This is a genomic window from Methylobacillus methanolivorans (assembly GCF_044751345.1).
In the GTDB taxonomy this organism is placed as follows: Bacteria; Pseudomonadota; Gammaproteobacteria; order Burkholderiales; family Methylophilaceae; genus Methylobacillus; species Methylobacillus methanolivorans.
Genome location: NZ_JBIWXY010000003.1, coordinates 40,244 through 54,790 on the forward strand (window position 1 = coordinate 40,244; position 14,547 = coordinate 54,790).

Annotated in this window: 11 protein-coding genes; 7 read left to right on the plus strand and 4 right to left on the minus strand. The window is 53.7% G+C overall.

All coding sequences use genetic code 11. The annotated features are described in order from the left end of the window. The first annotated feature begins 52 nt into the window (after positions 1 to 52). The 6 genes from ACIKP9_RS12535 to ACIKP9_RS12560 all read left to right on the plus strand — a co-directional run bounded on the left by ACIKP9_RS12535 (position 53) and on the right by ACIKP9_RS12560 (position 8,579). Entirely contained in the window at positions 53 to 2,041 is a 1,989-nt protein-coding gene (locus ACIKP9_RS12535; protein ID WP_400883507.1) for a transglycosylase SLT domain-containing protein, read from the plus strand. Positions 2,042 to 2,077: 36 nt separating this feature from the next. Beyond that, the gene (locus ACIKP9_RS12540; protein ID WP_400883510.1) at positions 2,078 to 3,043 is read left to right on the plus strand and encodes a complex I NDUFA9 subunit family protein; all 966 of its coding nucleotides are present in this window, start codon (positions 2,078 to 2,080) and stop codon (positions 3,041 to 3,043) included. Positions 3,044 to 3,046: 3 nt separating this feature from the next. Then, positions 3,047 to 4,282 carry a multifunctional CCA addition/repair protein gene (locus ACIKP9_RS12545; protein WP_400883513.1) on the plus strand — a complete coding sequence of 412 codons (1,236 nt, stop codon included), beginning with the start codon at positions 3,047 to 3,049 and terminating at the stop codon, positions 4,280 to 4,282. Between the two features lie 97 nt (positions 4,283 to 4,379). Then, positions 4,380 to 4,952 (plus strand): sigma-70 family RNA polymerase sigma factor, encoded by a 573-nt coding sequence (locus ACIKP9_RS12550; RefSeq protein WP_400883516.1) that lies wholly within the window; start codon positions 4,380 to 4,382, stop codon positions 4,950 to 4,952. Beyond that, entirely contained in the window at positions 4,939 to 5,976 is a 1,038-nt protein-coding gene (locus ACIKP9_RS12555; protein ID WP_400883518.1) for a FecR domain-containing protein, read from the plus strand. The genes ACIKP9_RS12550 and ACIKP9_RS12555 overlap by 14 nt, the downstream gene beginning before the upstream one ends. A gap of 164 nt (positions 5,977 to 6,140) precedes the next feature. Beyond that, positions 6,141 to 8,579 (plus strand): TonB-dependent siderophore receptor, encoded by a 2,439-nt coding sequence (locus ACIKP9_RS12560; RefSeq protein WP_400883520.1) that lies wholly within the window; start codon positions 6,141 to 6,143, stop codon positions 8,577 to 8,579. A 106-nt stretch (positions 8,580 to 8,685) separates the two neighbouring features. On the opposite strand, the gene slmA is transcribed toward ACIKP9_RS12560, so the two are convergent. The 3 genes from slmA to argB are packed head-to-tail and all read right to left on the minus strand — an operon-like array spanning position 8,686 to position 10,874. Beyond that, entirely contained in the window at positions 8,686 to 9,264 is a 579-nt protein-coding gene (slmA, locus tag ACIKP9_RS12565; protein WP_230348952.1) for a nucleoid occlusion factor SlmA, read from the minus strand. Between the two features lie 37 nt (positions 9,265 to 9,301). Further along, on the minus strand, positions 9,302 to 9,970 hold the full coding sequence (locus tag ACIKP9_RS12570; RefSeq protein ID WP_400883522.1) for a pyrimidine 5'-nucleotidase: 669 nt from the start codon (positions 9,968 to 9,970) through the stop codon (positions 9,302 to 9,304). 19 nt (positions 9,971 to 9,989) lie between these two features. Next, positions 9,990 to 10,874 carry an acetylglutamate kinase gene (argB, locus tag ACIKP9_RS12575; RefSeq protein ID WP_230348950.1) on the minus strand — a complete coding sequence of 295 codons (885 nt, stop codon included), beginning with the start codon at positions 10,872 to 10,874 and terminating at the stop codon, positions 9,990 to 9,992. A 173-nt stretch (positions 10,875 to 11,047) separates the two neighbouring features. Between argB and ACIKP9_RS12580 the strand changes: the two genes are divergently transcribed. Next, the gene (locus tag ACIKP9_RS12580) at positions 11,048 to 12,721 is read left to right on the plus strand and encodes a formate--tetrahydrofolate ligase (protein WP_400883526.1); all 1,674 of its coding nucleotides are present in this window, start codon (positions 11,048 to 11,050) and stop codon (positions 12,719 to 12,721) included. A 197-nt stretch (positions 12,722 to 12,918) separates the two neighbouring features. Here the strand turns inward: ACIKP9_RS12580 and argA are convergent, their stop codons facing one another. Next, on the minus strand, positions 12,919 to 14,484 hold the full coding sequence (gene argA / locus ACIKP9_RS12585) for an amino-acid N-acetyltransferase (RefSeq protein WP_400883529.1): 1,566 nt from the start codon (positions 14,482 to 14,484) through the stop codon (positions 12,919 to 12,921). Between the last annotated feature and the right edge of the window lie 63 nt (positions 14,485 to 14,547).

Genomic DNA, 14,547 nt, shown 5'->3' on the forward strand with positions numbered 1-14,547 from the left:
CGGTGGATGGCTATGCTATCCTTGGTCAAGCGTCATGGTTTGGGTATACACAATGCAGTTAAGTAAGTTTGGTGTTGCCCTGGCACGCTTGCCAGGGGGAATTGGCAGGAGGCTAATCGCTTCATGCTTGTTGGTGGGCTTGCTCGCCTGTGGTCAAGTTGTCCATGCTGACAGCCCTGATGACCTGTTCCTGAGTGCACGCAATGCCTACAACACGCGAAATCTCAATGCGTTGACCTCTGCTTCCCAAGCCCTGCATGCGCAGCGCTATATTCTTGCTCCTTATACCGATTATTGGCGTTTCTTACTTGATCTTAACCAGGCCGATAAAGCCTCGATACAGGCTTTCTTGGAGCAGTATCGCGATGCTCCATTCGCTGATCGCCTGCGCGGAGAGTGGTTGAAGGTGCTTGCCCGGCGTCAGGACTGGAGCACTTTCTTCGAGGAATACCCCAAGCTTCAGCGCGATGATATGGCGGTGAGTTGCTATGCTGCTGATGGTGGCATCCAACAGGGGCAGGAATCGGCTGTACGCGAGGGCAAAGCGCTGTGGATGACGGGCAATGAATTGCCTGCCAATTGTGGTGCGGTGTTTGAGCGTTTGCAGACCGGCGGGGTATTGCGCGAGGAAGATATCTGGGCACGTACCCGCTTGCTGTTGCAAGGTTCCAAAATGACGGTTGCCAAGACCGTGCTGCAACGATTGCCGAATATCGACAAGAATAATCTCAAGTTATTGGACAAGGCTTACCAGAACCCGCAGCAAGTGCTGGAAAAACGCCAAATCAGCTTTAAGACCCGATTGGGCAAAGAGCTTAATCTCTATGCGCTGGAGCGCTTGAGTCGTAGCCAGCCTGCATTGGCGTTGGATCTATGGGAAAAACTGCATACTAACTTTGATGTCGCTGATCGTGATTATTTCTGGGGCCGTTTCGCTTTGCATGCCGCCCGTAAACACGACCCTGCGGCGCTTACTTATTTCCAGAGGGCTGGAAGCGCTGTGCTGGACAAGGACCAGCAAGAGTGGAAAGCCAGGGCCGCCATGCGTGCGGGTGACTGGAAAGCATTACAGCTGACCATTGCGGCAATGCCGGAATCGCAGCAGGAAGAGCAAGTTTGGCAATACTGGAAGGCCCGTGCGCTCAAGGAGCAAAAGCAGATCGTTGCGGCTAATCTGATCCTGGTGAAGCTCTCCAAGGAAAATACCTATTACGGGCTATTGGCAGAAGAGGAAATGGGAGATGTGATCACCGCGACTCCTGCACCTTATAAAGCCAATGCAGAAGAGATGCGGGCGGTATTGGATAACGCGGGTATCCAGCGTGCCTTGGCATTGCGGCGGCTGGAAATGCGCACCGAATCCCGCGACGAATGGCGCTATGCCAGCCGTGATTTCGACGACAAGCAATTGATAGCCACCGCGGAAATTGCCTTCCGCGAGGGATGGTATGACGTGGCGATCAGTACGGCTGATCGCACCAAGCTACTGCATGATTTTGCCTTGCGTTACCCTGCGCCTTACCGCGACATCATGCAGGGCTATGCGGCTGATAACTCACTGGATGAAGCCTGGATTTATGGCCTGATTCGCCAGGAAAGCCGTTTTGTCAGTTGGGCTAAATCGGTGGTGGGCGCCTCCGGCCTTATGCAGGTGATGCCGGAAACTGCCAAGTGGATTGCCAAGCGTATGGGCATGGGTGATTACAAGCCTGCCATGATCAACCAACTCGATACCAACCTGAAGTTTGGTACGCACTACCTGCGCTATACCATGGACAGGATGGATCAGCAGCCATTGATGGCGACCGCCGCCTACAATGCCGGACCGGGCAGGCCCAAGCGCTGGGCTTCGGACAAGCCATTGGAAGGTGCTGTGTATGCAGAAACCATTCCCTTCAGCGAAACGCGCGATTACGTGAAAAAAGTATTGGGCAACTCCATGTATTACTCACAGCAATTGGGCACCAAGCCCCAGAGCTTGAAACAGCGTTTGGGCGTGGTGCCTGGCGTGGGCGAGCCTATTAATCCGGAACAAGATTAACCCTGCTTCAAGCAGGAAAAAAAGGGACATGAAGTAATGCAACGTATCAGGCAAATATGTGTGATTGGCGGCTCTGGCTTTGTGGGAAGTGCGATTGTGCACAAGCTCAGCGTCGCAGGTTATGACGTCAAGGTGTTGACGCGGCGGCGCGAGAGCAGCAAGCACCTGATCTTGTTACCCAATGTGCAGGTTGTGGAATGCGATATCTTTAATGACACGGCGCTATCTGGACACTTGCATGGGCAGGATGCCGTGATCAATCTCGTAGGTATCCTGCATGAGACATCACAGGCCCGCTTCGACAAGTTGCATGCCGAGTTACCTGCACGTTTGGCTGATATCTGCTGCAAGCAAGGCGTGAAGCGCCTGTTGCACATGAGTGCACTGCAAGCCAGTGCAAATGCCAAGAGTGCTTACCTGCGCTCCAAGGCAGCAGGAGAAGCTGCGGTGCTGGCACGTGCCCGTGAGGTGGATGTCACGGTGTTCCGTCCTTCCGTTATTTTTGGGCGTGGCGACCAGTTCCTCAACCTGTTTGCCAATGTGGTGAAGATATTGCCAGTGATTGCGGTTGCCAAGCCTCATGCGCGTTTTCAGCCGATCTGGGTGGAGGATGTCGCGCATGTGTTCGTGGCATCGCTCGAAAATATCAGCACTTACGGCCGCAGCATGGATCTGGGTGGCCCGCAGGTGTATACCTTGCAGCAGTTGATTGAGTTTGTTGCTTTCTTGCTCGGCAAGAAGCGCCGTATCGTACCGCTGAATGACAAGCTCTCTTACTACCAAGCCTATGTCATGGAAAAGCTGCCGGTAAAGCTGATGACGCGAGACAACCTCTTCAGCATGGAAGTCGATAGCGTCTGTGCCGCACCAGTCAAGGAGCTGTTTGGCAATTCGACCACGGCACTGGAAGCTGTTGCACCAGAATATCTGGTCGGTGATACCCCTCGCGGTGCTTATGACCGCTTCCGTAGTCTGGCAGGCAGAACTTTCGGCAGGCGCTGAGCCATGCAAATATATGCGGTGGGTGGCGCAGTCCGGGATAAGCTGCTCGGCTTGCCAGTCAAGGACCGGGATTATGTCGTCGTCGGCAGCACCCCCGAGGCCATGGCGAGTTTGGGTTACCGCCCCGTGGGAAAAGATTTTCCCGTGTTCCTGCACCCAAACACCCACGAGGAATATGCGCTAGCGCGCACCGAGCGCAAGACTGGCAAAGGGTATAAAGGCTTCCAGGTGCATGCGGCCCCCGATGTGACGCTGGAGCAAGACTTGGCGCGGCGCGACCTCACCATTAACGCCATTGCCGAGGACGAGCATGGTCAATTGATTGATCCTTATCACGGTGTCAGCGATATCCAGGCCAGAGTGTTACGCCATGTCAGCCCCGCATTCAGCGAAGACCCGGTGCGTATCCTGCGCGCAGCGCGATTTGCAGCAAGGTTTACCGAGTTTAGCGTTGCTGACGAAACTATGGCGCTCATGCGCAATATGGTTGAGGATGGTGAGGTGGATGCCTTGGTGCCAGAGCGGGTGTGGCAGGAGCTGGCCAAGGGTCTCATGGAGCAGCAACCCAGCCGCATGTTCGCAGTGCTGCGTGCTTGCGGCGCACTCCAACGTATTCTGCCTGAGCTGGATCGCCTGTTTGGCGTGCCGCAAACTGCCCAATATCATCCCGAGATCGACACCGGCGTGCATGTGATGATGGTGATCGACTATGCCGCGCAGGCGGGCTTCAGCTTACCGGTGCGCTTCGCCGCATTGACGCACGATCTGGGCAAAGGGACGACGCCCGCCGATATCCTGCCCAGGCATATCGGGCATGAGGAACGTAGCGTCAATATGCTGCAACCATTGGTGAAGCGTCTACGCGTACCGAATGATTGCAAGGAGCTTGCGCTGGTGGTGGCCAAATTTCATGGCAAGGTGCATCAAGTCGGCGAGATGAAGGCAGCGACCGTTCTGCGTTTCCTGCAAGAGACCGATGCACTGCGCCAGCCCCAGCGGTTCTGCGATTTTCTCCGGGCCTGCGAGGCCGATGCCCGTGGGCGTACCGGCTTTGAGCAGCAGGCGTTGCCGCTGTTTCCGCTATTGCTGGAGATATTGAATCTTGTCATGTCGGTGGATGCTGGAGCAATTGCCCGCCAGCAAAACAGCCCAGAAGCTATCAAGGAAGCCGTATTTGCTGCACGGGTGACGGCGATGGAGTCGATGTACCGGTTTCCGCTCAAAGAATCTGTCGGTTAGTGAGCATCGCTGCTGCGGCTATCCAAAATTCCCGCTCGCTGATAAAATGAGAAACGTTCTCAATTAAATGGTGGCCTCGCTCATCATAAAATGACACATGAGCAAGTTTCCTCCTTCATTGCTGCAAGCTTTATACCTTAACCATCACGCATGGTTGCAGTCTTGGCTGCGCAAGAAGCTGGGATGCCCTGACAATGCAGCGGATCTTGCCCAGGACACATTTACACGCATTCTTGCAGCTGAAGATTTGCGACCGGTGTCTGAAATCGTCGAACCCCGGGCCTATCTTACTACTATTGCCAAGCGGCTGATGGCGGATTTTTTCCGCCGCGCCGACCTTGAGCGCGCCTATCTCGAAGCTTTGTCGCAATTGCCCGAAACCATGCGGCCTTCCGCTGAGGAGCGCTTGCAAACCATACAGCTGTTGCAGGAAATGGACAGGCTGTTGGATGGGTTGAGCACCAGGGCGCGTGCTGCCTGGTTGTATAGCCGGCTGGATGGCCTCAAGCATGCGGAAATTGCCGAGTTGCTCGGGGTGTCAGTGCCTCGCGTGCGCCAATACCTGGCGCGTGCGGCGCGGCAGGCATACCTGATGCGTTACGGCAGCGAGGAGACCAGCGCCAACGAGATTCGCGTCGTGCGCCAGTCTGCTAGACATGAGCCATCCTGATTCACCGGTTTCCCGGCGCGTGCTGGACCAGGCCATCGATTGGCAAGTGCGTATGAGTTCCGGGGAAAGCACCGAGCGTGATGCGATCGCGTTGGAGTTCTGGCTTTCCGCGCATCCGGATCATGCCCGGGCCTGGCAACAGCTTGTCCGCCTGGATGCCTCGCTTGCTCCCGCCGAGTCCCAACCTGTACGCCATGTACTGACCCAGCTGCTCAAGGCGCGCAAGGCCAAGCGCATCGCTGGCTCGCTGGGAGCGGTGCTGGCGATTGCATCGGCTGCTGCATTGTATGGCCAGTACCAGCCATGGAGCGGCTGGTTCGCGGATTACCATACCGCCACCGGCGAGCGGCAGTTGGTGGTGTTGCCCGACAATACCATGATCCGCCTCAATACCCGCACCGCCATCGATATCGAGGAAGACGCGCAGCAACGCACCATTATCCTACGTGACGGCGAAATTGAAGTAGAAACCGGCCATGGCACTATTGAAAACCTGTCATTAATGGTAGCGACGGAGTCAGGCAGCTTGCGTCCGCTAGGTACACGGTTCGTCGTACGCAAGCTCAGCGAGGGCACTACATTGCTCAGTGTAACGCAAGCAGCTGTAGCAGTACGACCAGCCAGTTGTAGTATCCGCGCCAATGAAGCATGCAGCGCTGAAGTCGTTGTCCGGGAAGCACAATCCATCGTTTTACATCCGGAGGTATTTTCCCAGCCTTTGGCAAGCCCGCCGTTCATTGATGCATGGAAGGACGGCATGCTGGTGGTTGAGAATACAACGCTGGAAGATGTAGTTGCAGAGTTGGCGCGGTATCGTGTTGGCATTATCAGGGTGCATCCTGATGTGGCTGCCCTGCGGATTACTGGCACATTCCCTATCGACGATATTGATTATTCCATTGCGGCGATTACGCAGACATTACCAGTGCGTGTGACTAATATTGCTGGGTTGTGGCGGAATCTTACGCACTTGAAAGATATTGGTTTTGCCCAGAAGCGCGAACAGAACGTCAACGAAAAATAACAAAAATAAGAATTTTTTCTATTTATCCCTATCACTTTTCCTGACTGCTTCGACAGATACAGGAAGGCGCCTGTTCTTGGCGCTCATTAATAGGGGAGTTCAGATTGTTTTCCATCGTTTTTCCATCCATGAATCATGCGCGCCTCCGGCCATTGGCCGCAGTCTTGGCTTTGAGTATAGCCAGTGTTTCTGCTTCGACTGCCTATGCAGCTGAAGTAGTCACCTCCCAAACAATACAGACTTACGATATTGCAGCAGCTTCGCTTGCGTCGACGTTAAACACTATCGCGAAGCAGGCAGGGGTTGCCTTGACCGTTGATGCCAGCTTGGTTGCAGGCAAACAGGCAGCTGCTGTACATGGGCAATATACCGTGCAACAAGCACTGGAGCAGGCCTTGGTAGGGACGGGCCTTAGACTTGTGGTGACCGATGTGGGTAGTTTCAGCCTCAAGCCGGCTCCCGTTGCTGCCAATGCAAAGGGCGATATGTTGCCAGAAGTCAGCGTGGAGGCCAGGGCGGAAAGGGTTGTAGCGACCGAAGGCAGTCATTCTTATGCTGCCCAGGCAATCACGATTGGCAAGGGAGCGCATAGCCTCAAGGAAACTCCGCAATCAGTAACGGTATTAACGCGCAAGTTTCTGGATGACCAGAACCTCAATACCATTGAGCAAGTCATGGAAAAAACGCCAGGCATTACCGTGTATGACTCCCCTATGGGGGGCAAGTATTTCTATTCGCGCGGGTTCATGATGTTAGGGCAATATCAGTATGATGGCGTGCCGCTGGATACTGGTGGCAATTATGTTCAGGCTGATAGCTTCAGTGGTGATATGGCTTATTACGATCGCGTTGAAGTATTGAGGGGTGCTGCAGGCATGATGAAGGGGGTAGGTACTTCCAGTGGTGCGGTCAACCTGGTGCGTAAGCGAGGACAGGATGTGTTCACGAACCAGATCACATTCTCTGCTGGATCATGGGATAACTATCGCGCTCAGATCGATGTCGGCGGTCCGTTGAACGAAGATGGCAGCTTGCGAGGGCGTACTGTGATTGCTTTGCAGGATAGACAGTTTTTCTATGATCTGGGCGACCGCAAGGACCAGATATTTTATGCCGCACTTGATTATGATATTTCACCGGCAACAACTGTTGGTGTGGCCTATGCATATGAACGACTCGATTCGACGCCTTGTTTCCACGGCTTGCCGCGTTATGCGAACGGCAGCGACCTCAAGTTAAAGCGTTCTACATGTCCGAGTGCAAACTGGAATAACTGGCAGAGTGAGCGTAGTACATTATTCGCTGATATCAAGCACAAACTCAATGAAGATTGGCTGCTCAGTGTGGCATCGGTATATACCCACAATCTGCAAGATAACAAATATGCCTATTCTAATGACGCTGTTCCGCTAGGTGCTTCGGCGACCAGCCAAACACTCTATTCCGGTCTGTTCGATTACAATCAGCAGGATTACGGTATTGATGCCAACCTGACAGGAAAGTTTGCTGCATTTGGCCGTCAACATGAGCTGACCGTGGGTATGAATGCAAGTCGCTCCAAGAAGCATGATTATATGGCGCTTATTCGTTTACCTCAGACATTGAACCTATTTGCTCTGAACCATCATATTCCCGAGCCGGATGATAGTGTTTATGCGCCCAATGCCTATCGTGGTGGTCCGATTCCGACGCGTAACAAAACAACGCAATATGGCATGTACGCTAATCTGCGTTACAAACTGACCGATCCATTGACTGTGGTGCTGGGTAGCCGAGTCAGCTGGTATCGAGATCAGCGTGATTCCTATACCTTGGCCTGGGATTATTGGCAGCATGACAAGTCGAAGGAGTCTGGCGAAGTAACGCCATTTGCTGCATTGATTTATGACATCACGCCTAACCTGGCGCTGTATGCAAGCTACGCCGATATTTTTCAACCGCAGAGTACGTATGTCACTGCAGATGGCAGCAAGTTACAGCCGAAAACAGGTGCTAGTTATGAGATAGGTATTAAAGGCGACTGGTTGGATGGGCGCCTGAATACTGCATTTACGCTATTCCGGACTGTGGAAAAAAATCGCGCAGAAACCGATTACAACTCATCTTGTGTAGGCTCATTAGATGGGTATTGCTATGCAGCTACTGGTAAGGTGCGTGCGCAGGGGGCTGAAGCAGAAGTAAGCGGACAGTTGTTGGAGCGCTTGCAAGTAATGGCAGGCTATACCTACACTGAGACTGAATATCTCAAGGATATTACTGTTACGAATGTAGGCACTGCCTATAACAGTTATGTTCCTCGGCACTTGTTACGAGCTTGGTCAGAGTACAAATTCGGAGGTGATCTGGAGCGCTGGAGCCTTGGTGGTGGTGTGAACTTGCAAAGTGATAATTACCGCCAGGTTGGTACTATCAAGGTTCAACAAGGAGGATATGCAGTTTGGAACGCTAGGGTCAATTACCGTCTGGATGACAAATGGAGCCTGGCATTGAACCTGAACAACATCTTCGATAAACGCTATTACTCGACGATAGGCGCAGTGAGTTGGGGGAATTTCTACGGTGAACCGCGTAGTGCGATGCTGACTTTACGCGGTAGTTTCTAATTTCTGTTGCGATTGGACAAGTTTTTTTATGCCCACGAAAGGTAGATCAATATCCAGTCTTTCGTGGGCAATCCAATCTTAAAGAGGCTTTTGGACGGGAGGGGTTTTACTCTTCCAGCCCATACAGCAACGTCAGTTGCTGTTGCACGAACTCCATCGGCTTGCGCTTGAAGCCGCTCTTGGCAAATTGGTGCCAGCGCCCGATCACAAAGCACAGCAGCAGGTTGGCCTGGGATTCAGGGTCGAACTTGCGGCCGGTCTGGGTTTCTGCAATACGCAGGCTTTGTTTTAGTGTGGATTCGATGCGGTCAAACAACTGGTTGATGCGGGTCTGCAGTGCAGGGTCTTCGTTGACCAGCGCATCGCCGATCAATACGCGCGTCATGCCGTGATTCTTTTCCGCGAACAATAGTAAGATCGTGACGATACGGCGTGCTTGGCGTAGGCCTTCTTCCTCTTCCGAGGTGATTTTGTTGATGAGGCCAAACAAGGTTTGTTCGATGAACTCGATCAAGTTGTCGAACATACGTGCCTTGCTGGGGAAGTGGCGATAGAGCGCAGCCTCGCTGACCTCAAGCTTGGCAGCCAGGGATGCTGTAGTGATTTTTTCGCGCTTGGGCGATTCCAGCATCTTTGCCAGGGTTTCCAGGATTTGCTGCTTACGTTCTCCGGGTTTCAAAGCCATTTCTTTTTACCTCTTGATTCAGGCAGAAGCCAGCGCTCTATCTCTGGTGACATTCTGCATTGTTATATGTTTTATAAAGCCAGGTGTGCGGTAGCTCCAGCACGCTGGAAATGCGCACATCGACATAGCTGGGGCGCCTGGGCTTGGGTGAGACGTGGATGGTCTTCATCCCCAGGCGTTTGGCAGTCATCAACGCTGGCAGGCTATCCTCAAGCAGGATGCAATTTCCAGCGTTGACCTTGAGTGTTTGCAACAAGTGTTGAAACCCCCGCATGGCAGGTTTAGGGTGAAAACCAGAAGATTCCACGCTGAAAACCTGATCGAATATATCGTCGATAGCGAGCAATTTTAACACTCTTTTTGCATAACTCATCGGTGCGTTAGTGAATACTACCTTTCGGCCAGAGAGCTGTTGCAACGTGTGTCGCAGTCTTTTGACTGTGCTGACCATGTGTTCAAGCTCATCTAGCTGGTGGGTTTGTTGCAAGAAGTGGCGGGGGTGTACACGGTGATGCCGCATGAGGCCTTTGAGGGTTGCGCCATAGATGCGCCAATAGTGCTGGCGCAGGAGGCAGGCTTCTTCTTCCTCCAGCTTCAGCTCACTCATGATGTAGCGTGTCATCGCAACATGCAGATGCGGAAATATCTCCGCATCTGCATCATGCAGGGTATTGTCGAGGTCAAAAATCCAGACCTTGCGCGACATCAGGCGTGCTTGCTATATGTTACTTGGCAGTAATGAGTGTGCCCACACCAGCGTCAGTCAATACTTCGAGCAGTAAGGCGTGTTCAACACGGCCATCGATGATATGGACAGACTTGACGCCACTGCGAGCCGCATCCAGGGCGGAGCTGATCTTCGGCAGCATGCCGCCAGAGAGCGTGCCATCAGCGACAAGGTCGTCGATCTGCTTCGGTGTCAGGCCGGTGAGCAGGTTGCCTGATTTATCCAGTACGCCAGGGGTATTGGTGAGCAGGATGAGTTTTTCCGCGCCCAGGATTTCCGCTAGCTTGCCTGCCACGACATCAGCATTAATGTTGTAGGTCTCGCCATCGGCACCTACGCCAATCGGGGCAATCACCGGGATAAAGTCGCCACTGTCGAGAAACTGGATCAGGCTAGGGTCTATGCCGCTAATCTCGCCGACCTGGCCGATATCAATCATGTTGCTCGGGTTTTGCAGGTCCTGTATCAGCAGTTTACGCGCGTGGATGAAGTTACCATCCTGGCCTGTGAGGCCAACCGCCTTGCCGCCGTTGCGGTTGATCAGGTTGACGATTTCCTTGTTGACCTGGCCGCCTAGCACCATTTCTACAATATCCATGGTTTCTTCATCGGTGACACGCATGCCCTGGATGAATTCACCTTTTTTGCCCAGCTTATCCAGCAGTTCGTTGATCTGTGGGCCGCCACCATGCACAACCACTGGGTTCATGCCAACCAGCTTGAGCAATACAACATCGCTGGCGAAGCATTCCTTGAGGTGTGGGTCCGTCATGGCGTTGCCGCCGTATTTGATCACGATGGTTTTATCGAAGAAGCGCTTGATGTAAGGCAAGGCTTCGGCCAGGGTTTGGGCTTTCTGGATAGCGGTAGTTTGGTTGAGCATCGACTCTCTCTGAATGCGAGTGAATAAATATCCTCCCATTTTAACTGGTTTAATATGAAAATCACGCGACAGCGCGCTAAAACTCACTATCAAACCTGGCATGGCAGCGGTAAACTCGGTTTGAAAGGTGTTCACTTTCTTGGCATCCGTCAACAACCAGAACAGGAATGCGCATGCCCAGCGATATCGACATTGCCCAACAGGCAACCCTCAAGCACATCACCGACATTGCCGCCCGGCTTGGTCTCAGCGATGAGTCAGTGATCCCCTATGGGCGATATAAGGCCAAGATAGACCTTGATGCCAATCCACAATTGCAGGCGCACCCTGATGGCAAGTTGATATTGGTCACGGCTATCAGCCCCACACCGGCGGGTGAGGGGAAAACCACCACCACCGTGGGTCTGGGCGATGCGTTACAGCGCTTGGGCAAGCGCGCCGTGATTTGCTTGCGCGAGCCTTCCATGGGGCCGGTATTTGGCATGAAGGGAGGCGCTGCGGGCGGTGGCTATGCCCAAGTGGTGCCGATGGAGGATATCAACCTGCACTTTACCGGTGATTTTGCCGCGATTGCGCTGGCACATAATCTATTGGCTGCCATGATCGACAACCACATTCATCATGGCAATGCATTGCAGATCGACCCGCGCCAAGTGACCTGGAAACGCGTGATGGATATGAATGACCGTGCACTGCGTCAAGTGGTGATTGGGCTGGGAGGCAAGGTCAATGGCCAGCCCCGCGAGGATGGTTTTGACATTGTCGTGGCGTCTGAAGTGATGGCTGTGTTTTGTCTGGCGGACTCCTTGCATGATTTGCGCGAGAGGCTGGGCAATATTGTCATCGGCTATAGCTTGAATGGTCATCCCGTGACGGCGCGTGATCTCAAGGCGCATGGTGCCATGGCCGTGTTGCTCAAGGACGCCATCAAGCCTAATCTGGTGCAGACCCTGGAGCATACCCCGGCCCTGCTGCATGGCGGGCCGTTTGCCAATATCGCGCATGGCTGTAATTCGGTGATTGCTACACGTGCTGCACTCAAGCTGGGCGAGATCGTCATTACGGAAGCTGGGTTTGGTGCCGACCTCGGCGCAGAGAAGTTCATCGACATCAAGTGCCGCAAGGCAGGGCTAAAGCCTGATGCTTGTGTCATTGTGGCTACCATCAGGGCACTCAAGTATCACGGTGGGCAGGAGATATCTGCATTGTCGCAGGAAAATCTGCAGGCCTTGGCACTAGGGATTGCCAATCTGGAAAAGCATCTGGAAAACGTCACCCAGCAATATGGCTTGCCCGCCGTGGTGGCATTGAACCGATTCGATCATGATACTGCTGCGGAGCTGGCCTTGCTGACCGAGCGCATGGCGCGGCGTGGTGTGGAAGTGGTGCTGGCCGAGCATTGGGCCAAGGGTAGTGCTGGCGCTGAAAAACTGGCCAAGAGTGTGTTGAGTTTGGTAGAGTCTGCGCAGGCACAGATGCGTTATGTTTATGCAGATGCAGACTCATTATGGGAAAAACTAGGCAAGGTTGCCCGCAATATCTATGGTGCTGTCGAGGTGCATGCGCCAAGGCGGGTGCGGGCCATGATCGATAAATTGCAGACCGATGGCTATGGGCATTACCCGGTGTGCATTGCCAAAACCCAATATTCGTTTTCTACCGATGCCTCGCAAAGAGGCTTGCCACACGAGCATATCCTGACTGTGCGCGCAGTGCGGTTGTGTGCGGGGGCAGAGTTTGTGGTGATGATTTGTGATGACATCATGACCATGCCTGGCCTGCCCAAGGAGCCTTGTGCGACGAGGATTGATATTGATGACGAGGGTCGTGTGACTGGCCTTTATTAAACGGATTTGTTTGGCAATTCCATGCGGGCAAATAAAAACGGCAACCTCCCTTGAGTGCTGGGAGATTGCCGTACCGGGGTAGGACATTCATGACTGCTCGGGAGGTGTGCAACTCACTGAGTAGCGATGAATGAGTTAATGTTAATTATTATCATTTAAAAGGTCAATGGCGAATGTGAGCCTTTTTGTGTGGCGACTTAAATCTTCTTGATAAATACCTTGGAGCGCCGTTGCAGGTTGTAGAGCTTTTGTTTTTCGCCCGGCAATTGCTCGACACTGCCTTCCGTGAATCCACGCTCGAGAAACCAGTGCTCGGTGCGAGTGGTGAGTACGAACACTGATTTCAGGCCCAGCTCCCGGACTTGTTCCTCGCAATAGCTTAGCAAGCGGTCGCCACGCCCGCCGCGACGGAATGAAGCATGAATTGCCATGCAGGCAAGCTCTGCGGTTTTGGTGTCAGGGAAAGGGTAGAGTGCTGCGCAGCCAATCACTTTGCCATCATGCTCCATGACATGGAAATGATGGATCTCCATTTCCAGTCGTTCGCGGCCACGCCGTACCAGAATGCCTTCGTTTTCCAGTGGCTCTATCAACTGCAAAATACCGCCCACATCGCCGATATCGGCTGGGCGCATGGATTCGAGCGGGTCTTCGGTGATCATGGTGCCTATGCCATCATGCGTGAATAGCTCTTGCAGGATGGCCCCATCGACGTGGCGGCTGATCAGGTGGGTACGGGCCACACCCTGGCCGCAGGCGCGGACGGCAGCGGGCAGGTAATAGAATTCGTCTTCCGTGATTTGCTGTGCGCCGTTGTTGCCGATGTGGCGCAGGAGGTTCTTGGCCTTGTCGGTAGTCATTTCGCGCAGCAGTTCTCCGCGAATATTATGTACGCCGCTGGAATCCATGAGGAAGATCAATTTATCTGCATCCAGGGCAATGGCTGCGCTTGTGGCGACATCTTCCAGCGTCAAGTTGAACACCTCGCCAGTCGGCGAATAACCTAGCGGTGAAAGTAATACCAGTTCGCCATCGTCCAGACGTTTCTGGATGCCGATGGCATCGACCTTGCGCACTTCGCCAGTGTGTTGCAGATCAATGCCCTCACGCACCCCCAGCGGTTTGGCGGTAACGAAGTTGCCACTGGCAACCCGGATATCCGCACCCGCCATTGGTGAGTTGATCAGGCCCATGGAGAGCAGGGACTCAATCTCCACGCGCACGGCGCCATTGGCTTCTTTCACGGCTTCCATTGCCTCGTCATCTGTCACGCGCAGGCCATTGACCAGGCGAGTTTGCAGGCGGGCACGTTTGAGGCGGCTTTCGATCTGCGGGCGGGCACCATGTACCAGCACCAGCCGGACTTCCAGGCTGGCGAGCAGGTTAAGGTCATGCGAAAGCGCAACGAACTGGCCGTCATCCACGACCTCGCCACCAAACGCGATGACGAAAGTGCGACCACCAAATGCATGAATATAAGGCGCGGCAGAGCGAAACCAGCGCACGAACTCCTGTGGCTGGTGCAGTGTCAGCCGCGAGGTATTGGTGCTGTGCCCACTTTCTGCATCGCTTTGCGCATAAAGATGTGCTGCGGTGCAATCCAGTGCCGTACAAAGCTTGCGCAACATGGCTTCAGAAACACCTTGTGCGCCGCGTTCAATGCGGGAAAGGTTGCCGCTATTGGCGTTAACCTTGCGCGCAAGCTCTTGCAGCGTCATGTTGAGTGCCTTGCGGCGTTTACGGATTGCACTGCCTAGCGCCATGTTGAGTTGTCCTGAATTTGCAGATAAAGCATATTTTTACAGTAAATGCACTTCAGGTGCAAT